General features: G+C 73.5%; 16 protein-coding genes and 1 tRNA gene. 4 read left to right on the forward strand and 13 right to left on the reverse strand.

Annotation, left to right across the window (positions count from 1 at the left end; genetic code table 11):
- Positions 1 to 33 precede the first annotated feature (33 nt).
- Positions 34 to 672, reverse strand: coding sequence for a 50S ribosomal protein L25/general stress protein Ctc (locus ACU4ZT_RS12000; RefSeq protein WP_063072542.1), 639 nt, complete (start codon positions 670 to 672; stop codon positions 34 to 36).
- A gap of 170 nt (positions 673 to 842) precedes the next feature.
- Positions 843 to 2,858 carry a gluconokinase, GntK/IdnK-type gene (locus ACU4ZT_RS12005; protein WP_445337253.1) on the reverse strand — a complete coding sequence of 672 codons (2,016 nt, stop codon included), beginning with the start codon at positions 2,856 to 2,858 and terminating at the stop codon, positions 843 to 845.
- Positions 2,859 to 2,941: 83 nt separating this feature from the next.
- Between ACU4ZT_RS12005 and gndA the strand changes: the two genes are divergently transcribed.
- Positions 2,942 to 4,396, forward strand: coding sequence for an NADP-dependent phosphogluconate dehydrogenase (gene gndA, locus ACU4ZT_RS12010; protein WP_445337254.1), 1,455 nt, complete (start codon positions 2,942 to 2,944; stop codon positions 4,394 to 4,396).
- Between the two features lie 69 nt (positions 4,397 to 4,465).
- On the opposite strand, the gene ACU4ZT_RS12015 is transcribed toward gndA, so the two are convergent.
- Positions 4,466 to 4,906, reverse strand: a complete 441-nt coding sequence (locus tag ACU4ZT_RS12015) for a hypothetical protein (protein ID WP_445337255.1) — start codon at positions 4,904 to 4,906, stop codon at positions 4,466 to 4,468.
- A gap of 158 nt (positions 4,907 to 5,064) precedes the next feature.
- Here ACU4ZT_RS12015 and ACU4ZT_RS12020 point away from each other — a divergent pair, with 158 nt between their 5' ends.
- On the forward strand, positions 5,065 to 5,439 hold the full coding sequence (locus ACU4ZT_RS12020; RefSeq protein WP_063072538.1) for a hypothetical protein: 375 nt from the start codon (positions 5,065 to 5,067) through the stop codon (positions 5,437 to 5,439).
- Between the two features lie 49 nt (positions 5,440 to 5,488).
- Here ACU4ZT_RS12020 and ACU4ZT_RS12025 read toward each other — a convergent pair whose 3' ends face one another.
- From ACU4ZT_RS12025 to ACU4ZT_RS12040, 4 genes are all read right to left on the reverse strand, one after another.
- On the reverse strand, positions 5,489 to 6,466 hold the full coding sequence (locus ACU4ZT_RS12025) for a ribose-phosphate diphosphokinase (protein WP_063072537.1): 978 nt from the start codon (positions 6,464 to 6,466) through the stop codon (positions 5,489 to 5,491).
- 33 nt (positions 6,467 to 6,499) lie between these two features.
- The gene (gene glmU, locus ACU4ZT_RS12030; RefSeq protein WP_081235129.1) at positions 6,500 to 8,026 is read right to left on the reverse strand and encodes a bifunctional UDP-N-acetylglucosamine diphosphorylase/glucosamine-1-phosphate N-acetyltransferase GlmU; all 1,527 of its coding nucleotides are present in this window, start codon (positions 8,024 to 8,026) and stop codon (positions 6,500 to 6,502) included.
- Positions 8,027 to 8,077: 51 nt separating this feature from the next.
- Positions 8,078 to 8,149 (reverse strand) — tRNA-Gln (locus ACU4ZT_RS12035).
- A 121-nt stretch (positions 8,150 to 8,270) separates the two neighbouring features.
- Positions 8,271 to 9,131, reverse strand: a complete 861-nt coding sequence (locus ACU4ZT_RS12040) for a HEAT repeat domain-containing protein (RefSeq protein WP_445337256.1) — start codon at positions 9,129 to 9,131, stop codon at positions 8,271 to 8,273.
- Between the two features lie 100 nt (positions 9,132 to 9,231).
- Between ACU4ZT_RS12040 and ACU4ZT_RS12045 the strand changes: the two genes are divergently transcribed.
- Positions 9,232 to 9,735 carry a MarR family winged helix-turn-helix transcriptional regulator gene (locus ACU4ZT_RS12045; RefSeq protein WP_063072536.1) on the forward strand — a complete coding sequence of 168 codons (504 nt, stop codon included), beginning with the start codon at positions 9,232 to 9,234 and terminating at the stop codon, positions 9,733 to 9,735.
- 21 nt (positions 9,736 to 9,756) lie between these two features.
- Here ACU4ZT_RS12045 and ACU4ZT_RS12050 read toward each other — a convergent pair whose 3' ends face one another.
- Genes ACU4ZT_RS12050 through ACU4ZT_RS12060 form a run of 3 tightly spaced genes read right to left on the reverse strand, consistent with a single transcriptional unit; the run spans position 9,757 to position 11,976 of the window.
- Complete coding sequence (locus tag ACU4ZT_RS12050) at positions 9,757 to 10,119, reverse strand: TraR/DksA family transcriptional regulator (protein WP_107490210.1); 363 nt, start codon at positions 10,117 to 10,119, stop codon at positions 9,757 to 9,759.
- Between the two features lie 46 nt (positions 10,120 to 10,165).
- Positions 10,166 to 11,173, reverse strand: a complete 1,008-nt coding sequence (locus tag ACU4ZT_RS12055) for an LLM class flavin-dependent oxidoreductase (protein WP_270979618.1) — start codon at positions 11,171 to 11,173, stop codon at positions 10,166 to 10,168.
- Positions 11,174 to 11,175: 2 nt separating this feature from the next.
- On the reverse strand, positions 11,176 to 11,976 hold the full coding sequence (locus tag ACU4ZT_RS12060; RefSeq protein WP_445337257.1) for a LysE/ArgO family amino acid transporter: 801 nt from the start codon (positions 11,974 to 11,976) through the stop codon (positions 11,176 to 11,178).
- A gap of 69 nt (positions 11,977 to 12,045) precedes the next feature.
- On the opposite strand from ACU4ZT_RS12060, the gene ACU4ZT_RS12065 reads away from it, so the two are divergent.
- Complete coding sequence (locus tag ACU4ZT_RS12065) at positions 12,046 to 12,942, forward strand: LysR family transcriptional regulator ArgP (protein ID WP_081235127.1); 897 nt, start codon at positions 12,046 to 12,048, stop codon at positions 12,940 to 12,942.
- Between the two features lie 47 nt (positions 12,943 to 12,989).
- On the opposite strand, the gene ACU4ZT_RS12070 is transcribed toward ACU4ZT_RS12065, so the two are convergent.
- Genes ACU4ZT_RS12070 through ACU4ZT_RS12080 form a run of 3 tightly spaced genes read right to left on the reverse strand, consistent with a single transcriptional unit; the run spans position 12,990 to position 15,632 of the window.
- Positions 12,990 to 13,649: a methionine ABC transporter permease gene (locus ACU4ZT_RS12070; RefSeq protein ID WP_063072533.1), complete on the reverse strand. Its 660-nt coding sequence runs from the start codon at positions 13,647 to 13,649 to the stop codon at positions 12,990 to 12,992.
- Between the two features lies 1 nt (position 13,650).
- Entirely contained in the window at positions 13,651 to 14,688 is a 1,038-nt protein-coding gene (locus tag ACU4ZT_RS12075; RefSeq protein ID WP_414764138.1) for a methionine ABC transporter ATP-binding protein, read from the reverse strand.
- A complete protein-coding gene (locus ACU4ZT_RS12080) occupies positions 14,685 to 15,632 on the reverse strand; it encodes a MetQ/NlpA family ABC transporter substrate-binding protein (RefSeq protein WP_414764139.1) in 948 nt (315 codons plus the stop codon). The genes ACU4ZT_RS12075 and ACU4ZT_RS12080 overlap by 4 nt, the downstream gene beginning before the upstream one ends.
- Positions 15,633 to 15,862 lie beyond the last annotated feature (230 nt).

Genomic DNA, 15,862 nt, shown 5'->3' on the forward strand with positions numbered 1-15,862 from the left:
GTCGTGCGTGCGCGGCCGGGGCCGCGGCGGGTGCTACTTGTCGTCGCCCGACTGGTCGCCCGTGGCGCCGTCGTCCGTGACGCCGACACCGGCGTCGCCCTCGGCCGCCGCGTCCTCGGCGTCGGTCGTGAGGTCGAGCTGGGGCACGGAGACCGCGAGCACGAGCGTCTCGGGGTCGGTGACCAGCGTGGCGCCGGCGGGCAGGGTGACCTGGCCGGCCGTGACCTGCGTGCCGTCCTCGAAGCCCTCGATGGAGACGACGAAGCTCTCGGGGATGTGCGTGGCCTCGACCTCGACCGTGATGGACGTGTTCTCGAGGCTGTGGATCGTGCCCGGGTAGGACTCGCCCTCGACGTGGATCGGGACCTCGACCTCGACGCGCTCGCCCTGGCGGACGACGATGAGGTCGACGTGCTCGATGATCTGGCGGACCGGGTCCTTCTGGACGTCCTTCACGAGCGCCAGCTGCGGCGTGCCCTCGATGTCGAGCGTGATGATCTGGTTGGCCTTGCGGATGATGAGCATGAGCTCGTGGCCCGGCAGCGTGACGTGCTGCGGGTCGGTGCCGTGGCCGTAGATGACCGCGGGGATCTTGCCGACCGCGCGGATCTTGCGCGCCGCGCCCTTGCCGAACTGCGTGCGCAGCTCCGCGGTGAGGTTGTTGTCAACCATGGTGTCGCTCCTAGTGCGGCCCGTGAGGGCTCGCGTCGTGTGCCTGTCGTCTGCTCGAACGCTTGCGCGTGAGGAATGAGGTGCGAGCCCCGTCCACCGCGTCGATAACGGACCGCCGCCGTGCTCGCGCACGGCTCCCGCGATCCCTCGCCGAAGTTCAACCCCCGATGCTACCGGACGGACGGCTCCCCGGTCGACGTCCCGTCGTCGCGCCGGGACGCGGGCGCGGCGGGCGACGGGTCGGCCGGCCCGGGAGACCCCGGCGCGGGCGGCGTCGACTGCCCGACGCGGAGGCGCAGGCCGTCGTGCACGCCGTCGACGACGTCCTCGAACGCGACGGGGGTGCCGAGCGTGGCCGACACGTAGACGCTCACCACGGTGGCGAGCGAGAGGAACGCATCGTCCACCGTGACGCCCGCGGGGCGGCCGGTGCGGAGCGCGTCCGCGATGTCGTCGTACTGGCGGTAGTGCCCCTCGAGGTAGGTGTTGTCGAGGCGCGGCGAGCGCGGCAGGTCGGCGTCGTGCATCTCGAGCTCGGCGTCGTTGCGCACGTCCGCCTGCGCGGGCACGCCCGACTCGGGCGCCGCGTGGAAGTAGGTGAGGGAGCCGGCCTCGATCACGGCGGATCCGCGCGTGCCCTGCACCTGCACCCGGGTGTCGAGACCCGGGTAGCCGGCGGTGGTCGCCTGCATGGTGGCGAGCGCGCCCGACGCGAAGCGGATCACGGCCACCGCGACGTCCTCCACCTCGATGCCGTCGTGCGCGAGCAGCGCCGTCTGCGCGTAGACCTCGACCGGGCGGCCGAGGTAGGAGACGAGCAGGTCGAGCGTGTGCACGCCCTGGTTCATGAGCGCGCCGCCGCCGTCGAGGTCCCACGTCCCGCGCCAGTGGCCGGAGTCGTAGAAGCCCTGGCTGCGCCACCAGGGCGCGCTCGCGACCGCGGAGGTGAGGCGGCCGAGGCGGCCCGAGCGCACGGCCCGGTCGACGACGACGCTCGACGGGTTGAAGCGGTGCTGGCTGATGACGGTGGAGAGGATCCCCCGCCCGGCCGCCTCGCGCGCGAGCTCCGCGATGCGGCGACCGCGAGCCAGGTCGACGTCGAGCGGCTTCTCGATGACCACGTGGAGCCCCGCGGCGAGCGCCTCCTCGGCGAGGCCGATGTGCAGGCCGCTCGGGGTGCAGATCACGACGAGCTCGGCGGCGTCCTCGCGGATGAGGTCGCCGAGGCGCGCGAAGACCCGCGGGCGCTCCGCGTGCAGCTCGTCGACGACCACGTCCGCGAGCTCCTGGGCTGTCGCGTCGGTGACGTCGACGAGGGCCGCGACCCGGAAGTCGGGGTGCTCGGCGAGGACGCGCGCGTGGTGCGTGCCGATGACGCCGCAGCCGACGATCGCGACCCGGATGGGCTCGTGCACGGCGGCGGCAGGGGCGCCGTCGGCGACGGTCGACGGGGAGACGGGCGACGGGGAGGCCGCGTCGGCGCGGGGCACGTCGTCGTCGGATCTGGCCTCCCGCACGAGCGCGGGGACGTCCGCCTCGGGCACCGCGGCCGCGGGCTCCGTCGAGGTGGCGGGGGCGTCGTCGAGCCGCCCGGGCGACGCCGTGCGCCCGCCCGGGAGCAGCTCGCGCACGGCGGCGTCGGCGAGGGCGACGGGGTCGTCGGTGATGTCGAGCGTGATGCCCTGCTCGTCGTCGCCGAGCGGCTCGAGCGTGCGCAGCTGCGACGCGAGGAGGCTCGACGGCATGAAGTGGCCCTCGCGGGAGCCCAGGCGCTCGGCGAGCAGGTCGTGGTCGCCGGCGAGGTGAACGAAGACGGCGTCGGGCGCGGCGGCGCGGAGGATGTCGCGGTAGTCGCGCTTCAGCGCGCTGCACGCGACGACGGGCCCGCCCTCGGGCCGACCGGCGAGCGCGCGGCCCACCTCCTCGAGCCAGGGGCGGCGGTCGTCGTCGTCGAGGGCGTGGCCCTCGGCCATCTTGCGGCGGTTCGACTCGGGGTGCAGGTCGTCGCCGTCGAGGAACGGGACGCCGGCGTCCTGCGCGAGGATCTCGCCCACGGTGGACTTCCCGGAGCCGGAGACCCCCATCACGATCACGGGCGGGAACGGGCGGACGGCGTCGATGCGGATCACTCCCTGCGGTTCGGTGAGGAACTCGTGCGGCGCACCCACTGTGGAGCGCCCGTCCATCCTACGAGACGCTCCCCGACGTCCCGCTGACGGTCGGGGGCCCGCGAGTAGCCTGAGCACGACTGTCGACAAGGAGGCATCAGATGTCAGATGACCAGCAGGGCACGGCCAACATCGGCGTGGTGGGACTCGCGGTGATGGGGTCGAACCTCGCCCGCAACCTCGCGAGCCGCGAGGGCAACACGGTCGCCGTGTACAACCGCACCACCCAGAAGACCACCGACCTCGTCGAGGAGCATCCCGAGGCCGGCTTCGTCGCCGCCACCACGATCGAGGAGTTCGCGGCGTCGCTCCAGCGGCCCCGCACCGCGATCATCATGGTCAAGGCCGGACGCGGCACCGACGCCGTCATCGAGCAGCTGACCGAGGCGTTCGAGGAGGGCGACATCATCGTCGACGGCGGCAACGCGCTGTTCACCGACACGATCCGCCGCGAGAAGGAGGTCCGCGCGAAGGGCCTCCACTTCGTCGGCGCCGGCATCTCCGGCGGCGAGGAGGGCGCGCTCAAGGGCCCGAGCATCATGCCCGGCGGCACGGCCGAGGCGTACGAGACGCTCGGCCCCATCCTCGAGTCGATCGCCGCGGTCGCGGAGGGGAAGCCCTGCGTGACCCACATCGGCACCGACGGCGCCGGCCACTTCGTGAAGATGATCCACAACGGCATCGAGTACGCCGACATGCAGCTCATCGCCGAGTCGTTCGACCTCCTCCGCCGCGTGGGCGGCCACGAGCCGGACGCCATCGCGGACGTGTTCGAGGAGTGGAACGGGGGCGACCTCGAGTCGTACCTCATCGAGATCACCGCCGAGGTGCTCCGCCAGACGGACGCGTCGACCGGGAAGCCGCTCGTCGACGTCATCGTCGACCAGGCCGGATCGAAGGGCACGGGCGTCTGGACGGTGCAGAACTCGGTGGGCCTCGGCGTGCCGGTCGGCGGGATCGCGGAGGCCGTGTTCGCGCGCGCCGTGTCCTCCAAGCCCGAGCAGCGGAAGGCCGTGCAGGCCACCATCACGAGCCGTCCGGATATCCAGTCCGGCGGCGACACCTTCGAGGACGACGTGCGCGCCGCGCTCTACGCGAGCAAGGTCGTCGCGTACGCGCAGGGCTTCGACGCGATCATCGCGGGCGCGAAGGAGTACGGCTGGGACATCGACAAGGGCAAGGTCGCGGAGATCTGGCGCGGCGGCTGCATCATCCGGGCCCAGTTCCTCAACCGCATCGTCGAGGCGTACGAGAAGGACTCCGGCCTCGCGACGCTGCTCGAGGACCCGTACTTCGCCAAGGCCGTCGCCGACGGGGAGCAGGCCTGGCGCCGGGTCGTCTCGGTCGCCGCGCTGTCCGGCATCCCGGTCCCCGGCTTCGCATCGGCGCTGAGCTACTACGACTCGCTCGCCTCCGAGCGCCTGCCCGCCGCCATCGTGCAGGGCCAGCGCGACTTCTTCGGCGCGCACACGTACCACCGCACCGACAAGGAGGGCACCTTCCACACGCTGTGGTCCGGCGACCGCTCCGAGGTCGAGGCGGAGGACACGCACTAGGCGCGTCTCCCCCGCACGACACGAGCCCGCCGGTCGAGGACCGGCGGGCTCGCGCACGTCAGGGGACTGTCACCTGTGCCAGAAGGAGATGCCGGCGTCGCCCGGGTACTTGGCGTCGTACTTCGAGGTGTACTTGTAGATCAGGTTGACGTCCATGTCGTAGCAGAGGTCCGACCCCCCTTCCGCCCCCACCCGGGTGCTGAAGACCTCGCACGTCACCATGACGAAGGAGAGGCGGCCGCTCGACGTGGGGTAGGCCTGGTCGTAGTAGGCGCGCATGAAGTCGATCTTCTGGGAGCACGTCTCGTTGTTCTCGTCGTCCTTGTAGATCTTCGCCACCAGACCGGTGCCGTAGTTGCCGCCCTTCGCGGAGTTGAAGACCCCGCACACGCGGTAGTTGGGCTGTGCATTCGCGGCGGTCGCCGGGCCCATCACCGCACCCGTCACCCCCAGCCCGATCGTGAGCAGCGCGGCCGGCATCATCGCCGCCGCGCGCATGGCATTCCTCATCGCTCTCGTCCTTCCGTCCTCGTCGAGGGAGACCGCGGACCGTGCGCCGCGGTCGCCGGCAGCGTATGCGCGCCCCCGCCCTCCACGCGCGGATGCCTCACACGTGAGCACCCAGCGCGGCATCCGCTCGGCTGCGGGCCTCTGTCAGACTGGACGGGATGGACGACGACGAGCACCCGGAGCTGGCCGGCTACGAGCCGCACGGCCCGCGGAGCCTGCGCAGCAAGCGGACGCTGCTGGTGATGCGGGTCGTCGTCGTGGTCGGGATCGTGAGCCTGCTGCTCCCCGGCGCCGTCACCATGGTGCGCGTCGGCGCGAGCACGGCCGACATGGCGTGCGCCGACTTCGTGCAGTTCGAGCGGCCCGACTCCCCCTCGTACGAGGTGCGGTTCCAGCTGTTCGGCCCCGGCGTCGTGGGCTACGAGTGCTACACGAAGTACGCGTTCGGCGGCGACGAGCACATCGTCTCGCTCGGGGTCATCCCCTCGGGACGCGTCGCGCGCGAGGTCGTGGAGCGGAACTCGCGGGACTGATCCGGGAGCCGCCCGCGCGGGCGGCTCACCGGGGTCCGGCCCTGGACTCCTAGGCCGCGCCGTCGAACATGCTCGTGACGGATCCGTCGTCGAACACCTCGTGGATCGCGCGGGCCAGCAGCGGCGCGATGGGCAGCACCGTGAGCTTGTCCCAGCGCTTCTCCTGCGGGATCGGGAGCGAGTCCGTGACCACGACCGAGTCGATGTGCGGGCTGTTCAGGATCTGCGTGGCCGGGTCGGAGAAGACCGCGTGCGTGGCCGCGACCACGACGCCCGTGGCGCCGTTCTTCTTCAGCGCCTCGGCAGCCGAGACGATGGTGCGGCCGGTGTCGATGAGGTCGTCCACCAGGAGGCACACCCGGCCGGCGACGTCGCCGACGATCTCGTGCACGGTGACCTGGTTGTGCACCTTCGGGTCGCGGCGCTTGTGGATGATGGCGAGCGGGGCGCCGAGCTTGTCGCTCCAGATGTCGGCGACGCGCACGCGGCCCATGTCGGGCGAGACGACCGTGAGGGTCTTGGAGTCGAGCACGGAGCGCATGTGCTCGAGGAGCACGGGCATCGCGAAGAGGTGGTCGACGGGGCCGTCGAAGAAGCCCTGGATCTGCGCGGCGTGCAGGTCGACCGACATGATGCGGTCGGCGCCCGCGGCCTTGAACAGGTCGGCGACGAGGCGGGCGGAGATGGGCTCGCGGCCGCGGCCCTTCTTGTCCTGACGCGCGTAGGGGTAGAAGGGCGCGACCACCGTGATGCGCTTGGCGGAGGCACGCTTCATCGCATCCACCATGATGAGCTGCTCCATGAGCCACTCGTTGATGGGCGCCGTGTGCGACTGGATGACGAACGCGTCGCTGCCGCGCACGCTCTCGTCGTACCGGATGTAGAGCTCGCCGTTGGCGAAGGTCCGCGCGTCCGTGTGCACGAGGGTCGTCTCGAGCTCCTCCGCGATCTGCTCGGCGAGCTCGGGGTGGGCTCGACCGGTGACGATCACGAGCCGCTTCTCACCAGCAGTCTTGATTGCGGACACGGGACTCCGTTTCGTCAGTGCTGCTCGGTGTTCTCAGGCGTCGGACGCGTCGTCCTCCCGCCCGTCGGCGGCCTCGACGGCGGCCCGGGCCTCGGGGGTGCCCGGTCGCTTGGCCTCGGTCCAGCCGACCATGTTGCGTTGCGGCGCCACCGAGATGCCGAGTGCGCCGGGCGGGACGTCCTTGCGGATGACGGCACCGGCACCCGTGTAGGAGCCGGTACCGATCCTAACCGGTGCGACGAGGACGTTCCGCGAGCCGAGGTGCACGTGGTCGCCCACCTCCGTGTGGTGCTTGGCGTGCCCGTCGTAGTTGGCGAAGACCGCCCCCGCGCCGATGTTCGTGTGCGCGCCGATGGTCGCGTCGCCGACGTAGCTGAGGTGCGGGACCTTGCTGTGCTCGCCGATCTCGACGTTCTTCGTCTCGACGTACGCGCCGATCTTGCCGTCGTCGCCGAGGCGCGTGCCGGGGCGCAGGAAGGAGAACGGGCCGACCGTGGCGCGGGCGCCGATGACCGCGAGCTGCGCGTCCGTGCGGCGGACCACCGCGTCCTCCCCCACCTCGGTGTCGCGGAGCGTGGTGTCGGGGCCGACGGTGGCGCCCGTCGCGACCGTGGAGGCGCCCAGGATCTGCGTGCCCGGGAGGATCGTGACGTCGGCGGCGAGCGTCGCCTTCACGTCGATCCAGGTGGTGCGCGGGTCCTCGATGGTCGCGCCCGCGAGCTGCCAGCGGCGGATGATGCGCGCGTTCAGCTCGGTGGCCGCGGCCGTGAGCTGCACGCGGTCGTTGATGCCGGCGACGAGCCAGCTGTCGCGCACGGGCAGGGCCTCGATGGCGCCGCCCGCGCGGCGGATCACGTCGGCCGCGTCGGTGAGGTACTTCTCGTGCTGCGCGTTCTCGGTGCCGATGGCGCCGAGGGTCTGCCGGAGCGCCTCGGCGTCGAAGACGTAGACGCCGGCGTTGACCTCGTCGATGCGGAGCTGCTCGCCGGTCGCGTCCTTCTGCTCGACGATGGCCTCGAACGCGCCGTCCTGGCCGCGGATGATGCGGCCGTTGCCGGTCGGGTCCTGCAGTCGGGCGGTGAGGAGCGTGAGGTCGTTGCGCGCCTGGCGATGCGCGGAGACGAGCGAGCGCAGCGTCGCGGCGTCGAGCAGGGGCACGTCGCCGGACAGCACGACGACCTGGCCCGTGAAGCCGTCGGGCAGGGCGGTGATGCCCATCTCGACCGCGCGGCCGGTGCCGGGGATCTCGTCCTGGTCGACGACGAGGGCCTGGGGGGACAGCTCCCGCACGACCTCGACCACCTGGTCGCGCTCGTGGCGGACCACCGTGACGATGTGGCGCGCGCCCAGCTCCTCGGCCGTCGCGAGCACGTGGCCGACGAGCGGCAGGCCGGCGAGGCGGTGCAGGACCTTGGGGAGGCGCGAGCGCATGCGGGTGCCCTGGCCGGCCGCGAGGATCACGACGGCGATGGAGGGGCTGCGCGGCTCGCCGTCCACGTCGAGCTCGCCCGTCACGATGGGGATCTCGCGGGTCCTCGGCGTGCTGTCTGAGTCGGTCATGCGCTCTCCCTGATCTGCTCTGCGTCTGTCCGGCGCGGCCGGATGGCGTCGCTCCGCCCCCAGGATTCGAACCTGGACCTCACAGCTCCAAAGGCTGAAGTGCTGCCGTTACACCAAGGCGGACCGCTCACGGCCCGGCCGTGCGCAGGTCGAGTCTGCCAGACGGGGGTGATGCGGTCCGCCGGGTCGGAGACGGCGCGCGGGGGCGGACGCCGTGCCCGCGCGGCCCCGGGATGCGCTCGGCTCAGCCCTCGCGGGCGAGGCGCGCGGCCCGCGCGGCCCGGGCCTCCTCGAGGCGGGACCGCCGCGGCGGTCGGGCCGCGAGACGCTCGGCCACCGCGCGGATCCGCGGGTCCTCGGCGGACGTGGCGCGCTGGATGGCGGCCCGCGCGTCCTCCCCGTCGATCGCCCCCAGCGCCATGAGGGCCGACACGGCCGCCTCGGCGTCGGCGTCCTCCGCGGCCGAGCCGAGCGCCGCCACGGCCGGATCCGCATCCGGGCTCCCGATGCGCCCCAGGGCCTCCGCGGCCTGCGCGCGCACCACCGACCGCGCGTCCCCGAGGGCCACGACGAGCGTCGGCACGGCGGCGGATCCGAACGCCGCGAGGACGTCGGTGAGCGCGTTCCGCGCCTCCGCGTCCGCCGCCCCGAGGTGCGCGGCGACGAGCGGTACCGCGCGGGCGTCGCCGATCCGCGCGAGGGCCCAGCGCGCCTTCGCGGCGACGGCCTCGTCCGCGTCGTCGATGAGCGGCACGAGATCGTCGACCGTCGACGGATGCGCGATCTTGCTCAGGACGTGCAGCGCCTGCGTGCGCACCCCGCTGCTCCGGTCGGCGCCGAGCGCCTGGCGCACGCCGGGGATCGCGGGGGCGCCGACCCGGGCGACGGCCCAGGTGAGGGTCTCGCGCACGAAGAAGTCGGGCTCGGCCCAGAGCCGCTCCAGCACCGCGCCGAGGGTCGCCTCGTCCGCCCGCTCCCCGAGGGCGAGCGCCGCCTCCTGCCGGACGTCGCGGTCGGGATCCGCGAGCGCGGCCACCAGCGCCGCGGGGGCGGTGGTCGGCTCGGTGGGGCGGGAGGGCTGGTCGGGGGATCCGCTCGGCGACATGGGCGACAGGATGGCAGCCGACGACGCGGGAGGAGCAGCCCCTCCCCCGAGGGTGCGCCGGCGGCGCGGGCGCGAGTGCCGGGACCGGCATGATGGGGGGATGCCCAGCCGCGACGAGGTCGACCGCATCGTCGACGCGTGGCGGCGCGAGCGGCCCGACCTCGACTTCTCCCCGCTCGAGGTGCTCTCGCGGGTCGGCCGGCTGTCGCGGCTGCTCGAGCGCGCCAGGCGCTCCGCGTTCCAGGAGTCGGAGCTCGAGTCGTGGGAGTTCGACGTGCTGTCCGCGCTCCGGCGGGCGGGTGATCCCTACCAGCTGAGCCCGAAGGCGCTCCTGCAGCAGACGCTCGTCTCCTCCGGCACGATGACGAACCGGATCGACCGGCTCGTGGCGCGGGGGCTCGTGGAGCGGCGGACGGACCCGCACGACGGGCGCGGGATCCTCGTCGTCATGTCGGACGCCGGGCGCTCGCGGGTCGACACCGCGATCACGCGGCTCGTGGCCGAGGAGGCCGAGCTGCTGGAGACGATGGCGGCGGGCGACCGGGACGTGCTCGCGGGGCTGCTGCGGCAGCTCATCCTCGACTTCGACGACGACGGGGCCTGAGCGGCACCTCGTGGCGCGCGCTCAGGCGTGCGCGACGCAGCGGCGCGCGGCCGGGCGGATCTCCAGCCGGCCCGCCGGGATCGGCTCGCCGCAGACCTCGCAGCGGCCGTAGGCGCCCGCGTCGAGGCGGGCGACCGCGGCGTCGACGTCCGCGAGGCGCACGCGGGCCTCGCGGATCATCGCGTCGGACTGCGAGCGCTCGAACGCGAGGGTCGCGCCCTCGGGGTCGTGCTCGTCGTCGGAGTTGGCGTCCTGGCGCGCCTCGACGATGGCCGCCACATCGCGGTCGAGCCCGCGGATCAGCGCGAGCGTGTCGGCCCGCAGCGCGGCGAGGGCCGCGCGCGGATCCGGGTGCGCGGCCCCCTCCGGAGCAGGGGCTGGCAGGTGGGACGCCGGATCCCCCGACGCGACGCCCTCGGGCACCGGGCCCCTACGCGGCGACGAGGGCGTGCGCGTCCGCCATCAGCTCGACCGAGCGGAGGCGCTCGGGCGTGCGCTGCGAGGCGTGACCGACGATGACCTCGTCGACCCCGGCCTGCTCCGCGAACCGGTTCGCGTAGTCGGACACCTCGGCGCCCGTGCCGATGCCGGTGTAGGTCATCATGCTGGCGACGTGCGCGCCGACCGGGGCCTCGAGGAGGCGGTCGAGCTCGTCGTCGGTGAAGGTCTGCGTGGCCGGGATCTGGCCGCTCTGGCGGAGCAGCATCATCAGGCGCGCGCGTCGGACGGCGGCGAACTGGCGCTCGGCGTCGGCGCGGTCGTCGGCCGCGATGGCGTTGATGCCCGCGATCGCGTACGGCTCCTGGAGCTGCTCGGACGGGCGGAAGTCGCGGCGGTAGATGCGGATCGCCTCGAGGAGGGCGTCGGGAGCGAAGTGCGACGCGAAGGCGTACGGCAGGCCGAGGGCGGCGGCGAGCTGCGCGCCGAACAGCGAGGACCCGAGGATGTAGAGGGGCACGCGCGTGCCCGCGCCGGGCGTCGCGGAGACGCCGGGGACCTGGCTCTCGCCGGAGAGGAAGCCCTGCAGCTCGACGACGTCCTCGGGGAAGCGGTCGGACGATCCCGGGTCGCGGCGGAGGGCGCGGAAGGTGGCCTGGTCGCTGCCGGGGGCGCGGCCGAGGCCGAGGTCGATGCGGCCCGGGTGCAGCGTCTCGAGCGTGCCGAACTGCTCGGCGATGGCGAGCGGCGAGTGGTTCGGGAGCATGACGCCGCCGGAGCCGAGCCGGATGGTGGACGTCTGGCTCGCGACGTGGGCGATGAGCACGCTCGTCGCGCTCGACGCGATGGTGGCCATGTTGTGGTGCTCCGCGTACCAGACGCGGCGGTACCCGCTCCGCTCGGCCTGCTGGGCGAGGGCGACGGAGGCGGCGAAGCTGTCGCGGGCCGTCTCCCCGGGGGCGATGGGGGCGAGGTCGAGGATGGAGAGCGGGACGGTCATGCTCATCTCAACAGCGCGGGGGCCTCGACTGTTCCGAGCTCGTCGGGAGCGGGGACGGCGGGCGCGTCCGCGGGCGGCGTCGCCACCGCGCGCCGCTTCCGCCGCGCGACCGACCACGCGGCCACGAGCCCCGCGAGCAGCGCGCAGACGACGGTCGCGAGCAGGATCCGCACGCCCTCCCCCGGCCCGGCGGGCACGAGCGGCAGCAGGATCTGCACGGCGAGCACGAGCATCACCCCGGCGATCACGGTGTCCAGCACGCGCCACGCGGCCGGCCGCGCGAGCACGGGCGCGAAGACGCGCGCGGCGGTCGCGAGGAGCGCGAACCAGACGCAGCTGGCGACCATCGCGCCCGCGCCGAAGGCCCAGCGCCCGTCGCCGTGGCCCGCGGCGACGGATCCGACGAGGAGCACCGTGTCGAGGTACACGTGCGGGTTCAGCCAGGTGAGCGCCAGGCACGCGGCGACGACGGCGCCGAGCGAGCGGGGCGCGGAGGCCGCGATCGCCAGGCCCTGCGGCGCCGCGGCGCGGAGGACGGAGAGCGCCGCGTAGCCCGCGAGGAAGCAGGCGCCGAGGACCCGGATCACGACGATCGCGAGGGGCGCCGCCTCGATGAGCGCGCCGATCCCGCTCACCCCGAGGGCGATGAGGATCACGTCGGAGACCGCGCAGATGAGCACGACCGGCAGCAGGTGCTCGCGCCGGGTGCCCTGCCGGAGGAGGAACGCGTTCTGCGCGCCGATCGCGGCGATGAGCGAGAAGCCGAGCCCGAAGCCGGACAGCGCGTGCGCGAGGGGGTGCATGACGATCACGCTAGGTGCGGGCCGCGCATCAGACCAGCTCATGTTCCTCAGGCGCCGTTAGCATCGCTGATGATGGACATCCGCACCGAGCACCTGCGCACGCTGGCCGCCGTCATCGACACCGGCACGCTCGACGCGGCCGCCCGCGCGCTGCGGCTGACGCCCTCCGCGGTGAGCCAGCGGATCACGGCGCTCGAGCGCAGCGCCGGCCGCGTCCTCCTGCGCCGCACGCGCCCCGCGACCACCACGGAGGCGGGCGACGCCGTGCTCCGGCACGCGCGCCAGGTGCTGCTGCTCGAACGCGACCTCGACGGGCTGCTCGGCGTGGGCGGGTCCGACGCGCCCCGCGCCGGCACCGCGGCCGTGCCCGTGGTCGTCAACGGCGACTCGCTCGCCTCGTGGCTGCTGCCCGCGTTCGCGGCGCTCGCGACCGAGACCGGCCAGGCCGTGGAGGTGCTGCGCGAGGACGAGCACCACTCCCTCGACCTGCTGCGCGACGGATCCGCCATGGCCGCGGTCACGAGCGTGAAGGACCCCGTGCAGGGCTGCACCTCGGAGCGCCTCGGCCGGATGCGGTATCGCGCGCTCGCGACCCCGGCCTACGTCGCCGCGCACCTCCCCGACGGCCCGACGCCCGGCGCGCTGGCGGTCGCGCCGCTCGTCATGTTCGACCGCAAGGACGCGATGCAGGACCGCTGGCTCCGCGGCCGGCGCGCGCCCGCCGGCCAGCCGCGCCACTACGTGCCGTCGTCGGCGGAGTTCGTCACGGCCGTCACGCTCGGCATGGGCTGGGGCATGCTGCCGGACCTGCAGAGCGAGGAGCTCGTCGCGTCGGGTGCGCTCGTGCCGCTCGACGCGGGATCCCACGTGGACGTGGCGCTGCACTGGCAGCGGTGGAGCGTCGACTCCCCCGTGCTCGCCGACCTCACCCGGCACGTGCGGGCCGCGGCCGCGTCGCTCCGGTAGCGAGCGGGCGGCCGCGGGTCGTGCCGGCCGGGCGGGCGGGCGCCGGATCAGCGCCGGAGCGCCGCCCGGGCCAGCCGGTTGCCGAGGAGCTGCACCACCTGCACGAGCACGATGATGATCAGCACGGCCGCCCAGGTGACGACCGGCTCGAACTGCCGGTAGCCGTAGACGATCGCGAAGTCGCCGAGGCCGCCGCCGCCGACCGCGCCCGCGACCGCGGTCATGTCGACGATGCCCACGAAGACGAACGTGTAGCCGAGGATCAGCGGCCCGAGCGCCTCGGGGAGCAGCAGCGTGAAGATGATCCGCACGGGGCTCGCGCCCACCGACCGGGCCGCCTCGATCACGCCCGGCTGCACCGTGAGCAGGTTCTGCTCCACGATGCGGCTGATCGCGAACGACGCCCCGAGCGACAGCGTGAAGATCACGGCCGGCTGCCCGATGCCGCTGCCCGTGACGGCGCGGGCGAGGGGCTGGGCGGCGACCAGGAAGATCACGAACGGGATGGGGCGGAAGGTGTTGACGACCACGTTGAGCACCGCGAACACGGGCCGGTTGGCGAGCAGGCTGCCCGCGCGCGTGAGGTAGAGGCCGAGGCCCATGATGAGCCCGCCGAGGCCGCCGAACAGGAGCGTGAGCAGCACCATCGTGAGCGTCTCGACCGTGGAGCGGCCGAGCAGGGGCAGGAGCGGGGTGAGCGCGTCCATCTCAGACCACCTCCGTCACGGTGACGCCGGCCCGGTCGGCGGCGAGCACCTCGTCGATGCGCGGGGCGTCGCCCGTGAGCGCCAGGGTCAGGTTGCCGAAGGTGCGGCCCTGGACGTCGGTGATGCCGCCGTGCACGACCTCGAACGCGACGCCCGCCTCGGCGAGCGCACGGAACACCTCGGTCTGGGTGGCGCCGCCGTCCGCGAAGGACAGCGTGACGAGGCGGCCGGGGTGCCGGTCGCGGAGCCGCGCCACCTCCTCCGGCTCGGGCACGCCCGCGACGACCGTGGAGACGAAGCGACGCGCGGCGTCGCTCGCGGGCCGGGAGAACACGTCGAAGACCTCGCCCTGCTCGATCACGCGGCCCGAGTCCATGACGGCCACGCGGTCGGCGATGGACTTGATGACCTCCATCTCGTGGGTGATCACCACGATCGTCACGCCGAGCTCCTCGTTGACGCGGCGGAGGAGCGCGAGCACCTCGCCGGTGGTCTCGGGATCGAGCGCGCTCGTGGCCTCGTCGGCCAGGAGGATCGCGGGGCTCGTCGCGAGCGCGCGGGCGATCCCGACGCGCTGCTTCTGGCCGCCGGAGAGCTCGTCGGTGCGCGCGTGCGCCTTGTCGGCGAGGCCGACGAAGTGCAGGAGGTCGCTGATCCGCCGCTGCTGCGCGTCCCGCGGCATGCCCGCGACCTGGAGCGGGTACGCGACGTTGCCCCAGACCGTCTTCGACGTGAAGAGGTTGAACTGCTGGAAGACCATGCCGATGCCGAGCCGCAGCTTCCGCAGCTCCCGCTCGGGCAGGTCCTGGATCTCGCGGCCGTCGACCGCGACCGTTCCGGACGTCGGCCGCTCGAGCGCGTTCACGAGCCGCACCAGGGTGCTCTTGCCCGCGCCGGAGTAGCCGATGATCCCGAACACCTCGCCGCGGCGGATGTCGAGGTCGACGTCGGCGAGGGCGGCGAGGCCCGGCTCGCCCTTCGCGCGCGGCGGGTAGGTCTTGCCGACGCCCCGCAGGGAGACGTGCGGGGTGTCCGTCATCGAGCCGCCTTCTGATCGGCGACGGCCTTCTCCGTGGTGGTGAGGAGGCTCCGCAGCTCGTCCTGCGGGGTCTTCAGCGGCACCGCCGTGCCGCCCGAGTTCGCGACCAGGGCGTCGATCACCGCGGGGGTGTCCTCGAAGATCCGCGCGAGCTTGACGTACGTCTCGTTCGTCGCGTCGTCGGCCCGGCTGGCGAAGACGTTGACGTACGCGAGCGCCTTGGGGTCGCTGGGGTCGTCCTGGGCGAGGGCGTCGTCGGCGGTGAGGCCCGCGTCCGTGATGAAGTCGTTGTTGATGATGACGGCGTCGGCGTCCGGCAGCGAGGTGGCGGTGAGCGCGGCCTCGACCGTCTTGACGGTGACCTTCGAGGCGGCCTGGTCGACGTCGTCGAGCGTGGAGACGCTGGATCCGCCGCCCTTCAGCGTCAGCAGGCCCTCGCGCTGGAGCAGGAGGAGGCCGCGCGCGAGGTTGGACTCGTCGTTGGGGAGGATGACCGTGCCGCCCCGCGGGATCTCGTCGACCGAGCCGTGCTTCTGCGAGTACAGCCCGAGCGGGTAGATCGCGGTGGCGCCGACGGGCGTGAGGTCGTCGCCCGCGCCCTCGTTGTACTGCGCGAGGTAGACGAGGTGCTGGAACTGGTTGAGGTCGATCTCGCCCTCGGACAGCGCGGGGTTCAGCTGCGGGTACTCGGAGAAGTTCACGATCTCCACGTCGATGCCCTGCTCCTTCGCGGCGTCGACGAAGAGCGGCCACTGCGGGTCGCTCGCGCCGACGACGCCGATGCGGACGGCCTTGCCGCCGCCGGAGAAGGCGCCCGTCGCGAAGAGGACGGATCCGACGACCGCGAGGACCACGATGACGCCCACGATCGCGATGGCGAGCCGGTTGCGCCGCTTCGGGGCGTCGATCAGGGGTGCCGGGGCGGGCGATGCCGGGGTGGTCATGGGGTCCTCTCGGTGGTGCGCGGTGCGGGGCTGCGGGTGCCGGTGCTGTCCGGCGGGGGTGCGTGGTGCGGGTGCTGCTGCGGGCGTGCGGATGCGGTCGGTCGGCGGCGTGCGGGAGCGCGGTCCCGCACGGGCGCGGGCCACGACGCCGCGGCGGCAGCGGACGACGCGCGCCTCGCGGGGAGCGGGGACGCCGCCCGTGGCCGGTCGCCGCGTCCCTGCAGCACCTC

It is taken from the genome of Clavibacter davisi, from assembly GCF_052751415.1.

Bases quoted from the DNA above. Each gene is read 5' to 3' on its own strand.
- ACU4ZT_RS12000 (WP_063072542.1), bottom strand. From the start codon at position 672: ATGGTTGACAACAACCTCACCGCGGAGCTGCGCACGCAGTTCGGCAAG.
- ACU4ZT_RS12005 (WP_445337253.1), bottom strand. From the start codon at position 2,858: ATGGACGGGCGCTCCACAGTGGGTGCGCCGCACGAGTTCCTCACCGAA.
- gndA (WP_445337254.1), top strand. From the start codon at position 2,942: ATGTCAGATGACCAGCAGGGCACGGCCAACATCGGCGTGGTGGGACTC.
- ACU4ZT_RS12015 (WP_445337255.1), bottom strand. From the start codon at position 4,906: ATGAGGAATGCCATGCGCGCGGCGGCGATGATGCCGGCCGCGCTGCTC.
- ACU4ZT_RS12020 (WP_063072538.1), top strand. From the start codon at position 5,065: ATGGACGACGACGAGCACCCGGAGCTGGCCGGCTACGAGCCGCACGGC.
- glmU (WP_081235129.1), bottom strand. From the start codon at position 8,026: ATGACCGACTCAGACAGCACGCCGAGGACCCGCGAGATCCCCATCGTG.
- ACU4ZT_RS12040 (WP_445337256.1), bottom strand. From the start codon at position 9,131: ATGTCGCCGAGCGGATCCCCCGACCAGCCCTCCCGCCCCACCGAGCCG.
- ACU4ZT_RS12045 (WP_063072536.1), top strand. From the start codon at position 9,232: ATGCCCAGCCGCGACGAGGTCGACCGCATCGTCGACGCGTGGCGGCGC.
- ACU4ZT_RS12055 (WP_270979618.1), bottom strand. From the start codon at position 11,173: ATGACCGTCCCGCTCTCCATCCTCGACCTCGCCCCCATCGCCCCCGGG.
- ACU4ZT_RS12060 (WP_445337257.1), bottom strand. From the start codon at position 11,976: ATGCACCCCCTCGCGCACGCGCTGTCCGGCTTCGGGCTCGGCTTCTCG.
- ACU4ZT_RS12065 (WP_081235127.1), top strand. From the start codon at position 12,046: ATGATGGACATCCGCACCGAGCACCTGCGCACGCTGGCCGCCGTCATC.
- ACU4ZT_RS12070 (WP_063072533.1), bottom strand. From the start codon at position 13,649: ATGGACGCGCTCACCCCGCTCCTGCCCCTGCTCGGCCGCTCCACGGTC.
- ACU4ZT_RS12075 (WP_414764138.1), bottom strand. From the start codon at position 14,688: ATGACGGACACCCCGCACGTCTCCCTGCGGGGCGTCGGCAAGACCTAC.
- ACU4ZT_RS12080 (WP_414764139.1), bottom strand. From the start codon at position 15,632: ATGACCACCCCGGCATCGCCCGCCCCGGCACCCCTGATCGACGCCCCG.